The organism is Nocardia sp. NBC_00511, from assembly GCF_045161165.1.
Classification (GTDB): Bacteria; Actinomycetota; Actinomycetes; order Mycobacteriales; family Mycobacteriaceae; genus Nocardia.
The window spans coordinates 6,807,077-6,826,043 of sequence record NZ_CP107849.1; the positions used below are offsets into that span (position 1 = coordinate 6,807,077).

19 protein-coding genes are annotated in these 18,967 nt (G+C 69.0%); 5 read left to right on the forward strand and 14 right to left on the reverse strand.

The features are described from left to right. From OG300_RS31790 to OG300_RS31800, 3 genes are all read right to left on the reverse strand, one after another. Nucleotides 1-1,983 carry a M13 family metallopeptidase gene (locus tag OG300_RS31790; protein WP_405487354.1) on the reverse strand — a complete coding sequence of 661 codons (1,983 nt, stop codon included), beginning with the start codon at nt 1,981-1,983 and terminating at the stop codon, nt 1-3. 87 nt (nt 1,984-2,070) lie between these two features. After that, entirely contained in the window at nt 2,071-2,451 is a 381-nt protein-coding gene (locus tag OG300_RS31795) for a DUF397 domain-containing protein (RefSeq protein WP_405487356.1), read from the reverse strand. A gap of 31 nt (nt 2,452-2,482) precedes the next feature. Continuing rightward, nucleotides 2,483-3,334: a Scr1 family TA system antitoxin-like transcriptional regulator gene (locus OG300_RS31800; protein ID WP_405487358.1), complete on the reverse strand. Its 852-nt coding sequence runs from the start codon at nt 3,332-3,334 to the stop codon at nt 2,483-2,485. Nucleotides 3,335-3,424: 90 nt separating this feature from the next. Between OG300_RS31800 and OG300_RS31805 the strand changes: the two genes are divergently transcribed. Next, a complete protein-coding gene (locus OG300_RS31805) occupies nt 3,425-3,898 on the forward strand; it encodes a hypothetical protein (protein WP_405487360.1) in 474 nt (157 codons plus the stop codon). 3 nt (nt 3,899-3,901) lie between these two features. Here OG300_RS31805 and OG300_RS31810 read toward each other — a convergent pair whose 3' ends face one another. Together OG300_RS31810 and OG300_RS31815 are read right to left on the reverse strand one after the other, a co-directional pair. After that, the gene (locus OG300_RS31810; RefSeq protein WP_405487362.1) at nt 3,902-4,408 is read right to left on the reverse strand and encodes a DUF4190 domain-containing protein; all 507 of its coding nucleotides are present in this window, start codon (nt 4,406-4,408) and stop codon (nt 3,902-3,904) included. A gap of 9 nt (nt 4,409-4,417) precedes the next feature. Further along, nucleotides 4,418-5,194: a pirin family protein gene (locus OG300_RS31815; RefSeq protein WP_405487364.1), complete on the reverse strand. Its 777-nt coding sequence runs from the start codon at nt 5,192-5,194 to the stop codon at nt 4,418-4,420. A gap of 317 nt (nt 5,195-5,511) precedes the next feature. Between OG300_RS31815 and OG300_RS31820 the strand changes: the two genes are divergently transcribed. From OG300_RS31820 to OG300_RS31830, 3 genes are all read left to right on the forward strand, one after another. Beyond that, the gene (locus OG300_RS31820; protein WP_405487366.1) at nt 5,512-5,982 is read left to right on the forward strand and encodes an NUDIX hydrolase; all 471 of its coding nucleotides are present in this window, start codon (nt 5,512-5,514) and stop codon (nt 5,980-5,982) included. Between the two features lie 17 nt (nt 5,983-5,999). Beyond that, nucleotides 6,000-7,319, forward strand: a complete 1,320-nt coding sequence (locus tag OG300_RS31825) for an MFS transporter (RefSeq protein ID WP_405487368.1) — start codon at nt 6,000-6,002, stop codon at nt 7,317-7,319. A gap of 157 nt (nt 7,320-7,476) precedes the next feature. Continuing rightward, on the forward strand, nt 7,477-9,198 hold the full coding sequence (locus tag OG300_RS31830; RefSeq protein ID WP_405487370.1) for a DUF4185 domain-containing protein: 1,722 nt from the start codon (nt 7,477-7,479) through the stop codon (nt 9,196-9,198). Nucleotides 9,199-9,223: 25 nt separating this feature from the next. On the opposite strand, the gene OG300_RS31835 is transcribed toward OG300_RS31830, so the two are convergent. The 8 genes from OG300_RS31835 to OG300_RS31870 are packed head-to-tail and all read right to left on the reverse strand — an operon-like array spanning nt 9,224 to nt 16,403. Continuing rightward, nucleotides 9,224-10,087: a biotin-dependent carboxyltransferase family protein gene (locus tag OG300_RS31835; RefSeq protein ID WP_405487372.1), complete on the reverse strand. Its 864-nt coding sequence runs from the start codon at nt 10,085-10,087 to the stop codon at nt 9,224-9,226. Then, nucleotides 10,084-10,815 (reverse strand): allophanate hydrolase subunit 1, encoded by a 732-nt coding sequence (locus tag OG300_RS31840; protein ID WP_405487374.1) that lies wholly within the window; start codon nt 10,813-10,815, stop codon nt 10,084-10,086. Before OG300_RS31840 ends, OG300_RS31835 begins: the two co-directional genes overlap by 4 nt. Nucleotides 10,816-10,830: 15 nt before the next feature. Beyond that, complete coding sequence (locus OG300_RS31845; RefSeq protein WP_405487376.1) at nt 10,831-11,583, reverse strand: LamB/YcsF family protein; 753 nt, start codon at nt 11,581-11,583, stop codon at nt 10,831-10,833. 35 nt (nt 11,584-11,618) lie between these two features. Next, complete coding sequence (locus OG300_RS31850; RefSeq protein WP_405487378.1) at nt 11,619-12,743, reverse strand: sulfate/molybdate ABC transporter ATP-binding protein; 1,125 nt, start codon at nt 12,741-12,743, stop codon at nt 11,619-11,621. Nucleotide 12,744: 1 nt separating this feature from the next. Continuing rightward, nucleotides 12,745-14,364 (reverse strand): DUF885 domain-containing protein, encoded by a 1,620-nt coding sequence (locus OG300_RS31855; RefSeq protein WP_405487380.1) that lies wholly within the window; start codon nt 14,362-14,364, stop codon nt 12,745-12,747. Nucleotides 14,365-14,416: 52 nt separating this feature from the next. After that, nucleotides 14,417-15,214 carry an ABC transporter permease gene (locus OG300_RS31860; RefSeq protein ID WP_405487382.1) on the reverse strand — a complete coding sequence of 266 codons (798 nt, stop codon included), beginning with the start codon at nt 15,212-15,214 and terminating at the stop codon, nt 14,417-14,419. Next, nucleotides 15,214-16,056: a molybdate ABC transporter substrate-binding protein gene (gene modA, locus OG300_RS31865; protein ID WP_405498759.1), complete on the reverse strand. Its 843-nt coding sequence runs from the start codon at nt 16,054-16,056 to the stop codon at nt 15,214-15,216. The genes OG300_RS31860 and modA overlap by 1 nt, the downstream gene beginning before the upstream one ends. Next, the gene (locus OG300_RS31870) at nt 15,984-16,403 is read right to left on the reverse strand and encodes a molybdopterin-binding protein (protein WP_405487384.1); all 420 of its coding nucleotides are present in this window, start codon (nt 16,401-16,403) and stop codon (nt 15,984-15,986) included. Before OG300_RS31870 ends, modA begins: the two co-directional genes overlap by 73 nt. A 68-nt stretch (nt 16,404-16,471) precedes the next feature. On the opposite strand from OG300_RS31870, the gene OG300_RS31875 reads away from it, so the two are divergent. Next, a complete protein-coding gene (locus OG300_RS31875; protein WP_405487386.1) occupies nt 16,472-17,371 on the forward strand; it encodes a hypothetical protein in 900 nt (299 codons plus the stop codon). A 16-nt stretch (nt 17,372-17,387) separates the two neighbouring features. On the opposite strand, the gene OG300_RS31880 is transcribed toward OG300_RS31875, so the two are convergent. Then, a complete protein-coding gene (locus OG300_RS31880) occupies nt 17,388-18,854 on the reverse strand; it encodes a CCA tRNA nucleotidyltransferase (RefSeq protein ID WP_405487387.1) in 1,467 nt (488 codons plus the stop codon). Nucleotides 18,855-18,967: the final 113 nt, after the last annotated feature.

Sequence of the window (18,967 nt, forward strand, 5' to 3'; positions counted from 1 at the left end):
CTACCAGATCTTCACGCGCTCGGCGGGGTCCAGGTAGAGCTCGTCACCCGGCTCCACACCGAACGCCTCGTGGAAACCGTCCAGGTTGCGGACCACACCGTTGCAACGGAACTCCGGCGGCGAGTGCGGGTCCACCGCGAGGCGGCGAATGGCCTCCTCGGAACGGGCCTTGGTGCGCCACACCTGCGCCCAGCCGAAGAAGACGCGCTGTAGACCGGTGAGCTCGTCCAGCACGGGGGAGTCCCGACCCTCGAGCGCGATCTTGTACGCCTCCAGGGCAATCGAGAGACCACCCAGGTCGCCGATGTTCTCGCCGATGGTGAACTCGCCGTTCACGGTGTGATCGGCGGCCAGGTCCTTCGGGGAGAACTCGTTGTACTGGGCGATCAAAGCCTTGGTGCGCTTACCGAATTCGGTGCGGTCCGACTCGGTCCACCAGTCGATCATGTTGCCGTCGCCGTCGTACTTCGAACCCTGATCGTCGAAGCCGTGCCCGATCTCGTGACCGATGACCGCGCCGATACCGCCGTAGTTGGCGGCGTCGTCGGCGTTCATGTCGAAGAACGGGGGCTGCAGGATGGCGGCCGGGAAGACGATCTCGTTCATGCCCGGGTTGTAGTAGGCGTTCACCGTCTGCGGGGTCATGAACCACTCGCCGCGATCGACCGGGCCGCCCAGCTTGTTCAGGTCCCGAATGTGCTCGGCGGCATAGCCGTTGCGGTAGTTGCCCACCACGTCCGCCGGATCCACCGTGATGTTCGAGTAGTCGCGCCACTCGTCCGGGTAGCCGATCTTCGGGGTGAACTTCTCCAGCTTGGCCAGCGCGGCCTGCCGGGTGTCCGGACCCATCCACTCCAGCCGGGAGATATTGCGGCGGTAGGCCTCCTGGAGATTCTCCACCAGCTCCACCATGCGGGCCTTGGCCTGCGGCGGGAAATGCCGCGCCACATACAGTTTGCCGACCGCCTCGCCCAGCAGATCCTGCACCAGCGAGACGCCGCGCTTCCAGCGCTCCCGATTCTCCTGCGCGCCGGTCAGCGTGCGGCCGTAGAAGTCGAAACTCTCCTCCACCAACGCGGCCGTCAGATAGGCGGCGCGCGCCTTCACCACTCGCCAGGCCGCCCACGCCTGCCAGTCGGCCAGTGATTCCGACGCCCACAGCTGCGCGAAGGTACGAACGTAATCCGGTTGGCGCACCACCAGTTCCGCGAACAATTCCGAACCGGGACGCTCCGCGCCCGCGGCCAGCGCGGTGGTCCAGGCGGCCCAGTCGAATTCGGGATTCTCCGCGGCCAACGCGTCGAAAGTGATGAGGTTGTAGCTCAATTCGGCGTCGCGGCGGCGCACCACATCCCAGTGGCCGCCCGCCAGCTTCGCCTCTAGGTCGAAAACGCGCTGCGGGTCGTGATCCAGGCCCGCCAGCGCGAACATGCGGCCGATGTGCGCGACGTACTTCTCGCGGATCGGGGCGTATTCGTCCTTGTGGTAGTAGGACTCGTCGGGCAGGCCGATGCCGGACTGGGTGGCGTGCACCAGATAGCGGGTGGAGTTCTTGTCGTCGGTGTCGACGTAGAAGGCCAGCGCGCCACCGACACCGGTGCGCTGCAGGCGGCCGAGCAGCGCGGCGAACTCGGCGCGGTCGGCGACGGCCGCCACCGCGGCCAGCTCCTCGGCGATCGGGGTCAGGCCCGCGGCCTCGATGGCGTCCGCCGCCATGAAGCTGTTGAACAGGTCGCCGATCTTGCGCTCTTCGCTGCCCGGCGCGGCGTCGGAGGCGGACGCCTCCTCGATGATCACCTGCACGTCCTGTTCGGACTGGTCGTAGAGCGTGCGGAAGGCACCGTCGACCGCACGGTCGGCGGGTATCTCGTACGTGTCCAGCCATTTGCCGTTGACGTGCGCGAACAGGTCGTCCTGCACCCGAACGTCGGTGTCTACGAAGGACAGGTCGATCCCCGAGGGAGGCGTCAGCTGCGAAGTCACGATTCCCAGTATGCCCACTCCGGAGGCACACGGCCGGGGCTCGCGAGGTTCGCACCCCTCTCGTTCACGATCGGTGAACAGGAGGAATCAGGCGGCGAGCGCGATCCGATCGAACTCACCGTCGGCGGCTCCCGCGCGGAAAGCCTCCCATTCGCCAGGGGTGTAGACCAGGGTGGTCTCGCCGTGACGCAGCGCGGTGTGGCCGTCGGGTCCGGTCTCCCAGGAAAGGGCGGTGCGATCGGAATGTCGGCCCAGTACGGCTGCCAGGAATGTCATCCATTCGGGCGCGGTGACGGTGATGACGGGCTCGTCGTCAAGGCGATGTTCCGGATTTCGCCGGAACTTGCTGTCGCGAATGAGCACCGCAGCACCGTCGAATCGAACCTCCACGCACTGATTTCCGTTATTGGTGCGCGTCGACGTGAACCAGCCGGTGGATTCCGGCCGGTAGTTCGCGGTGGTAAGCATGGGCTGCATTTTACGGTAATGCATGCGTCTCCTACCCTTGCGAATAGCGTTTGATCAAATCCAAAGAGTCTGCGCGACCGAGTGATTGGTCCAGTGCACGCACAAATGCGAACCCCAGATCGCGGATCTGCTCGGGGTCCTCGACCGCGCCACCGAAAACAGCGCTCTCCACCCACGTGAAGGTGGGAAGATTTTCGGAAGCGAAATCCAGCAGGTGAAAACTCGAGCCACCCAGCAGCGCGCCGGATGTCGCCGTGAACGGAATCACCCGCACCGAAAGCGAATCCAGTTCCTCGAGCAGGTGCGCCAACTGCTCGAGTTGCCCGCGAAGAACTTTCGGGCCGCCGATCTGTTGCAACAGCGCGGCCTCGCCGATCACCGCCGTCAGTTCCACCCGGTCGTCGCCGCGCAACCGCTGCTGCCGGCGCAGCCGCACCGACACCAGCTGCTCCACCTGCACCGGCCGGATCATCACATCCGCGCGGATCAGCGCCCGCGCGTACTCCTCGGTCTGTAGCAGGCCGGGCACCACCAGGCTGTCGTAGGAGCGGATGCTCTCCGCGCCCAGCTCCATGCCGTAGTAGCGCTGCAGCTCCGACCCGATCAGTGCCGAGGACTTGGCCCACCAGCCGCGCTCCTTGCTCAGCGCCAGCAGCTCCAGGAGTTCGCCGTGCTCCTCGCCGTCCACCTCGAGCAGTTCCAGCACCGGGCCGATGCTGGTGGCGGTGAGCACGCGGCGGCCCTTCTCCACATGCGACCAGTTGGCCGGGGTGAAGCCGACGCGCTTGGCGAAGGTCGCCGAATCGAAGCCGCGCTGCTCACGCAATTCGCGTAATCGCAGCACCAGCTCCCATCGGGCGACCGTGGGCGAGACGGGTGCCATGTGAGCCGATGCTACCCTCCGCAACTCGCTGGCGTGTGACTATTGTCATAGCGATTGCCCGGGCTTAGGGTCGTTAGCAGGAGGTTCGCCATGACCCCGCTGGACCCGTCTTCGTACACCACCACCCAGGAAGCGCTGGCCCGATGCCGGTGCTACCGCAAGGAACACGGCCTCTACGGCGTGGTGGACTCGACGCTGGGCCGAATCATGTTGGAGGTCGGGTCCGTCGGAGCCGTGACCATGCCTTCGGACCTCGGCCGCAGGGTCCGCGACCAGCTCGTCGCGCGCGAACGCTGCGGACCCGTCATCGGCCATCCGCGCTCCGGGCGCTGGACCTTCCTGACCGGGCCCAGCGACGACTCCTACCTCGACATCACCCTGTTCTCCGACCTGTTCCGCGACTGCGCCGCGGTCGCACTGCCCGGTAGCCAGATCGTGCTGCCGTCACCCGCCGACGAGCTCAGCGGCTACCGATCCTGGGTGCACCCGCCGCAAGGGGACTTCCGACCGGAACTCGCCGAGGTGGTCTCCGCTACCCGCGAATGCGGGCCCGTGCAGTACTGACGATCAGCGGGTCGGCTGGGGTGTGATGGTGATGCTGAACTGGTCATCGACGCGCTGGGTGTACTGACGCTTGCACTCCTCGACCTTCGACTGGTCGTTGCCCGCCTTGCGCAGGCAGTCGATGAGATCGGTGCCGCCGGTGTCCTTGAACACCACCCACACCAGCACGCCGACCACGATGCTGCCGATCAAGCCGATGAAACCCATGATCACACCGGTCAGCGCCATCCCGGAACCGCCCGCCGCGCCACGACGCGCCTTCGACATGGCGATCAGGCCCAGCACGATGGCCAGCAGGCCGAACAGCACGCCGAGGACGGTCAGGATCACGGTCCAGAAGGTGAGCAGGGCCAGGATGCCGAACACCAGGGCGGTGACCGCCAGCCCCGTGCGCTTGGGCGACTCCTGCCAGTACTGCTGCCCACCCGGCGGCGGGTAGTCGCCGGGCGGCGGGGGAACCTGACCGTAGGGGCCCTGACCGTACTGACCCGGCGGTGGATACTCGGACATGGCCGAATGCTATTGCCCGCCGAGGCGGGCGTGCATCTCCCACACGAGAATTTCCGATGGCAGATTGGCGACGATGCGCTGACCGCCGCTGCGCGCCAACCGCACCGCGTCGCCCTCGTAGAGGGTGCCCGCACCTTCCATCTCGACCTCGCCGCGCGCCACGAAGACGTGCAGGTACAGCGCCTCCGGCAGCCGGATCGCCGCCGCCTCGCCCGCCGCCAGCCGCGCCACGTGCAGCGCGGAATGACTGCTGTTGAGGGCGATCGCCGTCTTGTCCTGATAGCGCGGCAAACCCGAGGCCACCGTCACCAGACCGCCGCCCGCCAGCTCGTCGTCGATCTCGAGCTGCTGGTAGCCGGGGGTCAGACCGGGTTCGTCCGGGACCACCCACATCTGCACGAAATGCACCGGCTCGTCGTGTTCGGGCGCGGCCGCCAACCGCCAGGAATCATTCTTCTCCGAATGCAGGATGCCGGTGCCCGCGCTCATCCGCTGCGCCAGCCCGGGGTAGATCACCCCGTTGTGGCCCAGCGAATCCTGATGCACCAGAGAACCGCTCAGCACCCAGGTGATGATTTCCATGTCCCGGTGCGGATGGGTTTCGAAACCCTCGCCGGGCAGCACGATGTCCTCGTTGTTGACCAGCAACAAGCCGTGATGGGTGTTGTCGGGATCGTAGTGTTCTCCGAACGAGAACGAATGCTTCGAATCCAGCCACGCCACACGGGTTTTCATGCGGTCGCCGCCACGATGGATATCGATGTGTGGTGTCGTGAGGGTGGACACCGCCGTTCTCCTCTCACCGGCGAGCACCGATCGGAATCCAGGGTAGGGGCCTATCCGGCGACCAACCTGAACTCCCGGTAAATTCTCCCGTTAAATTCTAACGTGAGAGCGGCATCACCTCGCACCGCGCCGACCAGGCACTACGCTCTCGGGCACCGAAACAGGCAAATGCCCGGCGACCAATCGCCGACCACCGCGCGAATCGGGCGGAGGCGAACGCGCGAATCGGGCGGACTCGACCGTACGCTGCCAGCGGGATACGGTGCGCGACCGTATCATGATGTGCCGCAAGTGAAACGGGAGGGAGAGCAGGGGGAATGCGACCCGAGGTACTCGCGGGCATCGAGCGCGAACTCCGGCAGCAGGCCGCAGCCGAGGGCATCATCCACTTCGTGGTGGGCGTCGCCGTCTTCCGGCAGGGGAAACTACTGGTCGTCCGGCGTGTCGAGGACGGCTCACACGGGGGCATGTACGAACTACCCGGCGGCGGCGTCGAACCCGGGGAATCCTTCGCCGAATGCGTCGAACGCGAACTCCACGAGGAGACCGGACTGCGAGTCGTGCGCATCACCGACGTGCTCGGCGGCTTCGACTACGCGACCCGCACCAAATCCCGGGTGCGGAAATACAGTTTCGTGGTGATCGCGGACCCGGGCGAAATCCGGCTGGCGCCCGGCGAACACGACCGATACCAGTGGATCGACGCCGACACCCTCGACAATCTGCCCATGGCCGACGACATGCGGGCGGCCGTCTTCGCGCTGGTGACCACCCACCCGTCCCGGTGACCCCGGGCGGCGCGACGGTGACCGTGCGCGACAAGCTCGCCGCGGCCCGCACCGGACTGCGCGAGAATCCCGGCACGCTGCGACTGACCGGGGTGCGGCTGAGCGCGCAGTTCGGCGACGGCATGTTCCAGGCGGCACTGTCGGGGGCCATCCTGTTCAACCCCGAACGCGAGACCGATCCGGTCGCCATCGCGGGCGGATTCGCCGCGCTGCTGCTGCCGTACTCGATCATCGGCCCGTATGCCGGTGCGCTGCTGGACCGCTGGGACCGCCGCCTGGTGCTGCTCGTCGCGACGGTGCTGCGGGCCGTACTGATCGTGGCCACCGCGATCGGGCTACTGGCGGGCATACACGCCACCGCGCTGCTGCTGGGTGCGCTGTCCGTGGTCGGGGTGAGCCGCTTCGTGGGCGCGGGCGTTTCCGCGTCGCTGCCCCGGGTGCTGTCACAGCGCTGGCTGGTGCCGATGAACTCGGTGCTGGCCACCGTGGCCTCCGGATGCGCGATTCTCGGCGCGGGCGTGGCCTTCTCGCTCATCGGGCTGATCGGCGCGGGCGACTTCGCCTCGGCCGTCGCGGTCGCCACCGCCGCCACCGGATCGATCGTGGGGGCGGTACTGGTCGCCGGATTCCGGCCGCGGGCCCTCGGCCCCGAACGCGTGGACGACGTACCGCAGGCGCGACCGCGAAGTACGGTGCGCGCCATCGCCGCCGGACTGCGGGAGGGCGCGACCTCGGCGTGGCGATCGCGCGAGGTGACCACCACCTTCCTCGGCATCGGCGCGCACCGGGTGGTGTTCGGAGCCGACACCCTGCTGATGGTGCTGGTGCTGCGGCGCGGCGACGAGGCCGCGGTCGGTAAGCACCTGGCCAAGTTCAGCGCCGCCATCTCCGCGACCGGGGCGGGCATGCTGACCGCGGCGGTGGTCGCGCCCTTCCTGATTCCGCGACTGGGCCGCCCGCGCACCGTGGTCGCCATGCTGGCCGTCGCGACCGTGGTGCAGCTGACACTGGTCACCCCCATCACCATCGCCACCGGGGATCGGGAACGGCAGGCGGAACTGCTGCTGCTGGCCGCGGCCTTCCTGCTCGGGCTGGCCGGGCAGGTGATCAAGCTGACCGGGGACGCGGCCATGCAGATCAATATCGACGACGCGCATCGCGGGCAGGTGTTCGCGTTGCAGGACACCATCTTCAACATCACCTTCGTGCTGGCGCTGGCCGGTTCGGCGCTGCTGATCCCGGCCGACGGGCGGTCACCGGGGCTGGTCATGGGGGCGGCGGCGGTCTACGGCTGCGGCATGCTCGCCATCGCCGTCAATGCCCGTCGGCGGGTGTGAGCGACCGGATCCAATCCGGGGGCGAGGGCGGCCCGAATCCCCAGGGGCCCGATTCGACAGTGCGGTCGAATATCGGCTCGGTCACAAACACATCCGGCGACCCGGCCGGGCAACGCCCACATCCGCCCCGCCCGGTTACGGTGGTAGCGATCCGATCATGGACGAGGAGACGCGCACCCCCATGGGACTCCGCCGGAACCGCCGGACCGCACCATCGGAAATTCCTGCCGCCCTCACGCTCTCGGGCGTGCTGGCCCTCGCCGCGGCGCTGCTGCCCGCGGACGCCGGCGCCGGACCCACCGCTCCCTATGCGCCCGCACCCATGAACGCCTGTGGCGAAACGGGATTCGATCCGCTGGCCCGGCAGCCGGATCCGAACAATCCGATGCCGCAGCCACTGCCACCACCACCCGATCCGGCGCTGCACATCCCGTATCCCGTGCCGGATTTCGTGCCGGTCCCCGTCCCCGGCCCGCGCCAGGACAACACCCGCATCACCCCCGAGCCGCTGCCCGCCGACCCGTGCGTCAACCCGTGCCCGGACCTGCGCAACGACCAGAGCCCGAAGCCGGAGAATGCACCGGCCACAACGGATCCGGCCGCGGAACCGAGCGACGAGACCACCACCGAGCCGCCCGAACCCACGACGACCGAGCCGGAGCCCACGCCCGAGACCACCCAGCCCGCCCCGGAGACCACGACCCCCGCCCCCTCCGGCGGGTCCGGCGCGCTGCCGAAACTGCCGCAGATCCAATTCGATCCGCGCACCGAGACCGTCCCGATCCCGATCCCGGGCGGCGATCCCGAACCGCCGCAGCCACAGCCGGCGCCCGCCGTCCAGCCGATCCAGCCCGCCCCCCGGGCCGCGGCGGTCGACCCGCTGCAACTCGACACGCTGTCGGTGGTGAACCAGATGACCGGGCACGGATCCAGCAATCGCACCGATATGCGCTGGTCGGTGGACGGCACCGACCTGGGCCTGATGTGGCAGACCAAGCCCGGGCAGGTCGCCGTGGTGTTCGGCGACACCTTCGGCAAGGGCTGGGGGCCGATCGGCGCGGGCACCGGCGATCAGGACTGGCGCAGCAACGCCATCGGGTTCAGCAGTACCCGGGACCTGTCGCAGGGCCTGACCTTCGACGGGTTCGCGCAGGACAGCCGCTGCCACGCCGCCGAGATCCTGGCCAGTCGCAAGATCGACAACTTCGAGATCACCACCATTCCCACCTCCGGCTTCGCCATCGGCGACCGGCAGTACCTGACCTACATGTCGGTGGCGCGGTGGAGCCGCAACAAGCCCGGCATGTGGTGGACCAACCTGGGCGGCATCGCCTGGTCCGACGACGGCGGCAGCACCTGGACCAAATCCGAGTGGGCGCGCTGGGACAACTTCTTCGGCGCCGGTCGCTTCCAGGTGATGGCGATGGCGCCGCACGACGGCTACGTCTACATGTTCGGCACACCCAACGGGCGCTTCGGGACGATCGGGCTGGGGCGGGTGCCGAGCGACCAGGTACTCAACAAGTCCGCGTACCAGTACTGGATCGACGACCACTGGGTGCCCGCGCTCGGGCCCGACGAATTGCTCGCCACCCCACTGGTTTCCGACCAGGCCGGGGAGTTATCGGTGCGCTACGACGACTCCACCAAGCAGTGGCAGATGGTGTATCTGGATCTGGAGCGCAATCAGATCGTGGTGCGGACCGCGGCGCAACCGCAGGGCGCGTGGTCGGATCCGGTCGCGCTGGTCGACCTCGACGACTACCCGACGGCGTACGGCGGGTACATCCATCCCTGGTCCACCGGGAAGGATCTGTACTTCACCATGTCGGCGTGGAACAGCTACAACGTGTACCTCATGCACGCGAAGTTGAAGTGAGACAGGTCGATTCGGACGGCCGGGATCATTCGGCGCGGCGGAACCGCAGCGCCTGACCCGGCCGGGCCTGCGCGACCACGTCCACATCGGCGTCCACCACCACCGCGATCACCGGATAGCCGCCGGTGATCGGATGATCGGCCAGGAACACCACGGGCTGACCGCTGGGCGGCACCTGCACCGAGCCCAGCGCCATTCCCTCGGTGGGTAATTCGCCCGGGAAGCGGCGGCGCAGCACCCCGCCGGAGCGGCGATCGAGGCGAGCGCCGATCCGGTCGGTCGCCGGAGAGATCGTCCAGTCGCCCTCGAAAAGGGTTGCGGCGTCGGCGAACCAGTCGTCCCGCGGACCGAGCACGGCGCGCACCGTGAGCCGACCCGGGCTCAGCACCGGAACCGGGGCGACATCCACGATCGGCAAGGTGCGCGGCGGCGGTCCGACCGGCAGCACCACACCGGGCGCCAGCGGTTCCGGACCGAGACCGGAGAGGGTGTCACGGCTGCGGGAACCGAGCACCGGCGGCACCTCGATACCGCCGCGCACCGCCACGTAGGTGCGCAGACCCGAGGTGGCGAAACCCAGCCGAAGCCGTTGCCCCTCCTCGATTTCCAGCACACTGGCCGGCCCCATCGCCCGCCCGTCCACCGCGGTGGGCGCGGGCGCACCGGTGACGGCGACGGTGAGATGCCGCTGCGCCAGCAGTTCCAGACCGCCCAGCAGCACCTCGATGGCGGCCGCGCCCTCGGCATTGCCGACCAGCCGATTGGCCAGCCGCAGCGCGGCGCGATCCGCGGCCCCCGACCGGCCGACGCCCGAATCGTGCCAGCCCGGGCGACCCAGATCCTGAATGGTGGCCAGCGGACCCACCCGCTCCACCCGCAACCCGGTCACGGGTGGGCCGCCAGATCCACGAAGCGCACCAGCGCACCCGAACGCACCAGTGCGGGCGGATCGCGCTCCACCGACCACATCGGTACGTCAGTGGTGCCGATCAACTGCCAGCCGCCCGGACTGCGACGCGGGTACACCGCCGAATAGCCGCCCGCCAGCGCGACCGCACCCGCCGGGATGGCGGTCCGGGATTCGGCGCGGCGTGGCAGCGTCAGACGACCGTCCGGCGATTCGAGATAGCCGAAGCCGGGCGCGAATCCCACGAAGGCACAACGCCATACGGTGCCGGTGTGCTGGGCGATCAGCTCGGCCGGTGTCAGGTGCAGCAGGTAGGCGGCTTCGGCCAGGTCAGCGCCGTCGTAGCGCACGGGGACGATCAGGGGCTCGTCCGCAGCGCCGTTGCCGCCCACCGGATCCGCCGGACGATCGACGCGATCGGCACGCCACCCGGGCAGTCCGCGACCACCGGCCGCCACCCGGGCCTGCGCGTCCAGGCGGCTCAGCAGCGATTGAACCTGTGCGCGAACGGCTTCCGCGACGGCCGGGGAGGACAGGGTGACCAGCACAGTCTCGGCTGCCGGCAGCACATCCACCACCCCCTCCGGTGGCGGCCGCAGCGCCGCGACCAGGTCGGGGACCAGCGCGCGCAGCGGTGGAATCACCAGCAGCGCACGATCACCCGCCGCGCGAACCTCACCGGCGGGTTCGGGAATCCCGGGAAAAGTCATGCCCCACCGCCTCGATCAGGTGAAAGCCCGGACGGGCGCATCGGATTCGTCGAGGGCGGCGCGGATCCGCCTGGCCATCTCGACGGCCGCGGGAGTGTCGCCGTGCACGCAGATGCTGGCGGCCACCACCGCCACCGCACCGCCGTCCAGCGCGGTCGCCTTGCCGTCGCGGGCGATCGAGAGTGCCTGCGCCACCGCCGCATCCGGCCCGAGCACCGCGCCGGGGCGGCCACGCGCGGCCAGCAGACCCGCCGGGGTGTAGGCGCGATCGGCGAAACCCTCACCGACGAAAGGTGTTCCGGCCGCGTGCGCCGCGTGCTCCAACTCGGTGGCGGCCGGACCCAGCAGCACCAGGGCGGTATCGAATTCGCGCATGGCGGCGACGATGGCGTCGGCCAGGGCGCGGTCGGCGGCGGCCTGGTGATAGAGCGCGCCGTGCGGTTTGAGATAGCGAACCCGGTCACCGGCGGCCCGGGCGAATGCGTCCAAACCTCCTATTTGGTACAGGGTTTCGTCACGCAGGTCGTGCGGGGCGATGGCGATCGCGCGGCGGCCGAAGCCCGCCAGATCACGATGCCCGACGTGCGCGCCGATCCGCACGCCCTTCTCCACCGCCAGCGCGCAGGTGCGGCGCATGATCGCCGGATCCCCGGCGTGGAAACCACAGGCGATGTTGGCGCTGGTGACCACGTCCAGCATGGCCGCGTCGTCGGCCATGGCGTAGTCGCCGAAACCCTCACCGAGGTCGCTGTTCAGATCCATGCCCATCCGCGTCCTCCCGCTCGTCGTCCTCCGATTATGGATCAGTACGGGTAGACCTCGACCTCGGTGGCCTTCACCGCGAAGAACACCGCCATGCCGGGGACCACGCCCAGCCGCGCCACCGCCGCCGGGGTCAGATCCGCGGCCAGGCCCGCACCACCCGCCGCGGGATCGGCGGCCCGCACCCGGACGATGCCGCCGCGATCCTCCAACTCGGCGATGAGCACCTGGAACACATTGCGGGGACTGCCGTCCGGATGCGTGAGATGCACCGCCACGGCGGCGGGGGAGAACACCGCGGCCGCGCGGCCACCGGACCGCCAGCCGTCCTCGGCACGGCCGATGACCTTCGCACCGCCCTCCTCCACCGCGCCCAGACCGGGCGAACCACCGTCGGCAGCGGTGCCCAGCAGTAGGTTCACCCCGGCGATGCGCGCCGCGAAACGGCTGCGCGGGCGGGCCAGCACCGCGGCCACCGGACCCTCCTCGATCACCTTCCCGGCCTCGATCACCGCCACCCGGTCGGCCAGGGTCACCGCGTCGATGATGTCGTGGGTGACCAGGATGGTGCCGGTCGGCCGCGAATCCGGCGGCATGCCACCGTCGCGTCCGCCCTCGCCGCGCAACACCCGGCGCAGCAGCGCCCGCATGGCCGGGGCGGCGGTCACGTCCAACGCGGCCATCGGCTCGTCGAGCAGCAGCACCCGCGGATGCACCGCCAGCGCCCGCGCCAGCGCCACCCGCTGCGCCTGCCCGCCGGAGAGCGAACCCGGTGCGCGGGAAGCGAATTCCTCGGCGTCGACCGCCCGCAGCCACTCGCGGGCCAGGGTCGTCGCCGCGCGGCCCCGCATGCCCCGGCTGCGCGGGCCGAAGGCCACGTTCGCCTCCACCGACAGGTGCGGGAACAGCAGCGCGTCCTGCGCCAGCAGCGATACCGCGCGCTGATGCGCGGGCACCGCAATGCCTTTCGCGGTATCGGTCAGCGCCTTGTCGCCCAGCAGCACCGCACCGGAGTCCGGAACCAGCAGTCCGGCAACCACATCCAGCAGGGTGGACTTGCCCGCACCGTTCGGGCCGAGGATCGCCAGCACCTCGCCGGGCGGGACAGTCAGGTCCACGTCGAAATCCCGGCGGGTGACCCGCGCCCGCACCGACAGTCCGCTCAACTCAGCTGCCCTCCAGACCCATCAGGGCGCGCAGGTGCCGCGGCGCGGGGGAGCCGTGGGCGAGCATCTCGTCGTGCCAGGCGCGCGCCGACATTTCGGCCGGACGGGCCGCGGCCAGCGCCGCCACCTCGGTGAAACCGACGAAATACGTGGACAATTGGGTGGAGCTGAGCAGGGTGCGACGCCATTTGCCGGCGGCCTCGCCCTCCTCCTGGAAGCCGCGCTCCAGCATCAGGCGCATGGCCTCCGACTGCGGCATGCCGTCGCAGTGCACCGACTGGTCGATGATCGCGTTGATGGTCATCCGCAGTTGCGACTTCAACTGCTGCAACCGCACCGGCAGCCCACCGAAACCGTGGTCCGCCATCAGCTTTTCGGTGTAGACCGCCCAGCCCTCGATGAAAGTGCCGCTCCAGCACAGGCCGCGCACGGGGGTGGAACCGCGGAAGCGACGCGACCGCGCCAGCTGCAGATAGTGGCCGGGCATCGCCTCGTGCACGGTGAGGGTGCGCAGCATGTGGTTGTTGTACTCGCGATAGAACGAGGTCACCCGCTCCGCGGGCCAGTCCGCGGGCGTCGGCGCTATCGCGTAGAAGGTCGGCAGCTCAGCGGTTTCCAGCGCGCCGACCGCATCGCAGTAGGCCACCGCCACCCCGCGCGCGAACTCCGGCATCTCCTGGATCACCAGCGGATCGTCCACCGGCGACACCAGGTCGTGGTCGCGCACGAAGGCGGTCGCCTCGGCGAGCGCCTTGGTCGCCACCGCGACCACCGTCTCGTCGCAGGGATGCTCGGCGGACACCTCGGCCAGCGCGTTGCGCACCGTGTCGTCGTCCGGGCGGGCCACCCCGAGCAATTCTCCGGCGGCGGCGCGGATTTCGTCACCGAGGTGATCGAGGTGGCGTTGCGCCTGCTCCAGGATCTCGCGCGAACTCAGATCCGAGTCGAGGGTGTGCCAGAGCTTCGCCTCCCACATCTTGCGGCCCAGGCGGGGATCGCGATCCGAGCCGTCCAGTCGACCCGACAGCCAGCCGGTGAACTCGGTCAGCGCGGAAACCGCCGCCGCGCACTCGGATTCGAGGCTCGCGCCCGGCACCTGCGCGACCAGCCCCGGAACCTGGTCGCGGACCAGCGAGATCACCCCGCCGAACTGACCGATGGCCGTCTCGACATGCACCCGTGGCGATTCGTTGAGCACCGCGCGGGCGGACGCCAGCGCGTCCGGCAGGGCCTCCAGCCGCGACCGCAGCGCGTCGAGGCGGACCTCGGCGGGCGCGAACGGGCGGGAAAGCAGCTGGTGCAGCAGCGGACCCGGGTTGTGCACCAGCGGATTCCACTCGTGCTCACGTAGTTCGGTGAGCTGGAACAGCGTCGCGTCGACCTGTTGCTGCAGCAGCGCCAGGTCCACCCGGTCCTGTGCGGTCAGCCCCTCGTCGTCCACTTCGGCCAGCGCGTGCGAGGCCTCCCGCAGCATGGCCACCCGGCCGCGCACCGCACCGCGCGACCAGTCCGATAGCCGCCCGTCGACTCGATGATCACCGGCCGTGGCCGCCATCTCCGGGTCCGCGGTCAGCAGTGCGTCCACGATGCGCTGCGCCCGGGGCACATAACTCGCTGGCATATCGGCCACGCTAGCCCCACCGGCCGACGAATCGGGCGGAGTGGCGTACGAATCAGCCCGCACGGGCCGGCAACCGATCCGCGAGCGTCCCCGACCGGCGGTAGGCCAGCAGCACGATCAGCACCGCCACCAGCACCAGCAGCAGCGAAAGCGCCACCGCGGCATCCGGATCCGACTCGCGCTGCAGATAGATCTCCAACGGCAGCGTGCGCGTCTTGCCCTGCAGGCTGCCCGCGAAGGTCAGGGTCGCGCCGAATTCGCCGAGCGCACGGGCGAACGCCAGGATGGTGCCCGACACCAGTGCCGGACGCAGCAGCGGCAGCGTCACTCGCCACCACACGATCGATGGGCGCGCGCCGAGGGTGGCCGCGATCCGCTCGTAGCGGTCACCCGCCGTGCGCATCGCGCCCTCCAGGGTGATGACCAGGAACGGCAGCGCCACGAAGGTCTGCGCCAGCACCACCGCCGTTGTACTGAAAGCGATCTGGAGGCCGAGAGTCTGCAACTCGCTGCCCAGCAGACCTTTTCGACCGAACAGGTATAAAAGCGCCAAACCACCCACTACGGGCGGTAAGACCAAGGGCAGCAGCACCAGCGCGCGCAACACCGGCATGATCCGCCAGTCGAAACGCGCCAGCACCGCGGCCATCGGCACCCCCAGCAGCACGCACAGCGCGGCCGCCGCCGATGAGGTCTTCAGACTCAGCAGCAGGGCCGCGCGCGAAGCATCGGTGGTGATCAGCTCGAAGAACTGCGACCACCGCACCGCCCCGATGAGGCCCACCAGCGGTCCGGCCACCAGCGCGAAGCCGACGGCGGCCGGAACCAGCAGCCACACCGGGGGTTTCATTACGGGAGCTTGAATCCGGCCGCCGACAACGCCTTACGGCCGTCCGGGCCCGACACCAGGGTGACGAAGTCCGCCGCCGCGGCGGAGTTCTTCGAATCCGCCACCGGGGCAATCGGATACACGTTGATCGCGTCCGACGACTCCGGGAAGTCGACCGTGGTCACCTTGGCGCCCGCCGAGGCGGCATCGGTGACGTACACCAGACCGGCGTCCGCCTCACCCGAGGTCACCTTGGCCAGCACGTCGGTGACCGAGTTCTCCTCGCTCACCGGGGCGATCGCCACGTGCGAATCGGTGGTGACCTTCTTGGCCGCCGAACCGCACGGCACCTGCGGCGCGCACACCACCAGCTTGAGCCCGCTGTGCGACAGATCCGCCAGCGAGGTGATGTGCCCCGGGTTGCCCGGCGGGGTCACGATGGTCAGCGTGTTGGTCGCGAAAGTCGTGGGCTTGGCGGTGATTCGGCCACCCTTGACCGCCTTGTCCATGTTCGCCTGATCGGCGGAGGCGAAGACATCGGCGGGCGCGCCCTGGTTGAGCTGCGACACCAGATCCGAGGAACCCGCGAAGGAGAACGCCACCTTGGTGTTCGGATGCGCCGACTCGTACTGGGCGCCCAGCTGGGTGAACACCTGCTTCAGCGAGGCCGCCGCGAACACGGTGATGGTCTTGGTCTCCGTGGAGGAGGACGAATCCGACGAGCCGCAGCCCGACAGCAGGCCCGCACCCAGCAGCGCGGTCGCGGCCAGCGCCGCACCCGAACGCCGGGCTAGGCGACGCCCGCGGCGTCCGGTGGCCCGGCCGTCTCCACGATCACCGTGGTCGCCTTCACGCTCGCCCAGGCCACGCTGCCCGGCTGTAGGCCGAGCTCCCGCACCGACTCGCTGCTCATCAACGACACGATTGTGAACGGTCCGCATTGCATCTCCACCTGTGCCATCACGGTATCGGCCACCACTTTGGTGACCAGACCGGGAAAACGATTGCGTGCCGAGCTGGCACTAGCCATCCGGGTCTGCGGAGTGCGGGCCTGCTCGGCGGCCAATGCCGCCAGCTCCTTGCCATCCACCACCAGGCGACCGGATTCGTCCTTGCGGGCACCGAGTACCCCGGCGTCGATCCACCGGCGCACCGTGTCGTCGCTGACGCCCAGCAACTGGGCGGCGTCACGAATCCGAATTTCGGGCATGGGTAGCAGAATAGTTCCGCAGATACGGGAATTCCAATCGGAATGAACCGTAGATGCGGATCACCGGTATGACCGCTGTGTTCCGGGTCACCGTGGAGACACTGGCGCGGCCATCTCGGGCCAGTACGCTCGGAGCCATCATGGCCACGTATTTCGATCCGAAGGCCTGGTCCCCACTGCGGGCCGTGGACCTGGGCCTGGACCTCGGCAGACGATTGTTCGATCAGAGCTGGGTCGAACAGTGGACCAGCTTCACCACCGCGTGGATCGAACCCGCCGCCGACTTCGGGGCCGGCACCGTCACCGCGCTCATGCCCGACGTGCTCATGACCCTGCTCTCGGAAGGCATCCTCAGCCGCTTCGGCGGCCAGGAGGTCAGCGCCACCCTGCTCGGCCACGAACTGCGCGCCACCCTGCAGACACTCAAGGTGCGCCGCCGCGGCGCCAACTTCCAGACCAAGACCGTGTTCACCGACATGCTCTGGAACCGGCATCCGATCGAAGAACTCACCGTCATCGCGCACGGGGTGCGACTGGTGCCCGGCGTGCCCACCAAGGTCCGCGCGGCGCAACTCGATCTCACCGGCGTGATATCGGTTGGCGCGCTACTGGATTGGCTCAATACCTGGCAGCCGGAATGGGAACTCGCACCCGCCGCCGACGGATTGATCCTGGCCCGGCACCGACGCCGCCGCATCCAGGCCCTCGTCGACGCCGCGATCAGCGACAACGTCCTGACCATCACCGTGCACCGGGCACACTGGCGAAAAGTCCGCGCGCCCAAGCGATTCACCGAACTCGACCCGATCCCGCTGAGCGGGCTGCCCGCCGACGCGCGCATCTCCCGGGCCGAAAGGACCGGCGACCACTTCTATTTCGCCGCCGACCTGCCCGCCATCAACGGCTCCTTCGACCTGGCGCAGATCCGCTCGGCCATCGTCGCGGGCACCACGCTCATCGTGTTCTAGCCCGCCGCAGGCCTTTTCAGGCCTGCTGGGTCGGCCACCACTCGATCAGCGCGGCCTCCGCCTCGTCCCGGGTCATCGGACCGCGGTCCAGGCGCTGCTCCTTGAGGAACCGCCACGCCTTACCGACATCCGGACCCGGCTTCAGGTCCAGCAACTCCATGATCGCGTTGCCGTCCAGATCCGGCCGCACCTGATCCAGATCCTCCTGCTCACGCAGCCGCTCGATGCGGGTTTCCAGATCGTCGTAGGTGGCCCGCAGCAGCGCCGCCCGGCGCTTGTTGCGGGTCGTGCAGTCCGCGCGCACCAATTTGTGCAGGCGCGGCAGCAATTCCGCGCCGTCGGTCACGTAGCGGCGCACCGCCGAATCCGTCCACTGCCCCTTGCCGTAGCCGTGGAAACGCAGGTGCAGATACACCAGCCGCGCCACGTCCTCGGTGAACTGCTTGGGATACTTCAACTCGCGCATGCGCTTTCGCACCATCTTCGCGCCCACCACCTCGTGGTGATGGAAGCTGACGCCGCCGCCGGTCTCGTTGCGCTTGGTCGGCGGCTTGCCGATGTCGTGCAGCAGCGCCGCCCAGCGCAGCACCAGATCCGGATCGCCCTGCTCCTGATCGATGGCCTGCCGCAACACCGTCAGCGAATGCTGGTAGACGTCCTTGTGCTGGTGGTGCTCGTCGATCTCGAGCTGCATGGCCGGAACCTCCGGCAGCACCTGCTCGGCCAGCCCGGTCTCCACCATCACGTCGATGCCGTCGGTCGGATGCGCGCCGCCGATCAGCTTGTCGAGCTCGGCCCGCACCCGCTCGGCGGTGATGCGCCCGATCTCCGGAGCCATCTCCACGATCGCCGCGCGCACCCGCGGAGCCAGCTCGAAACCCAGCTGCGAGACGAAACGCGCGGCCCGCAACATGCGCAGCGGATCGTCGGCGAACGAATCCTGCGGCAGCGCAGGCGTATCCAGCACCCCGGCCAGCAACGCCGCCACCCCGTCGAGCGGATCCACGAACTCCAGCTCACCCAGCGCGCCGATCCGCACGGCCATCGCGTTCACCGTGAAATCGCGGCGCACCAGATCACCCTCGAGGGTGTCGCCGAAGGTGACCACCGGATTGCGCGACACCCGGTCGTAGTTGTCGGCGCGGAAGGTGGTGATCTCCAGCTGCTGCCCCGACTTGGACGCGCTCACCGTGCCGAACACCAGACCGCCGGTGTCCCACAGGTGATCGGCCCAGCCGCGCATCAACTCCTGCACCACCTCGGGGCGGGCGTCGGTGGTGAAATCCAGATCGGTGCCCAACCGGCCCAGCACCGCGTCGCGCACACTGCCGCCGACCAGATACAGCTGGTGACCGTGCGCGGCGAACAACTCGCCGAGCGGTATCAGCACATCCGAGAGCCGACCCAGGGTTATCGCCGCCGCCGCCAGCAAACGGGTACGGCGATCTTCTGCTGCTGCTTCCTCGGATCTGGGCGAAACCACGAAATCGCAGCTTAGTCGCAACCCGGCGTGCCGCCACGCGACCGGGGTCTACCTGGCCCGAGACATCCGCATATAGGGGAGCGACCGCGGTGGGGCAGGAGGACGGTCGCTCC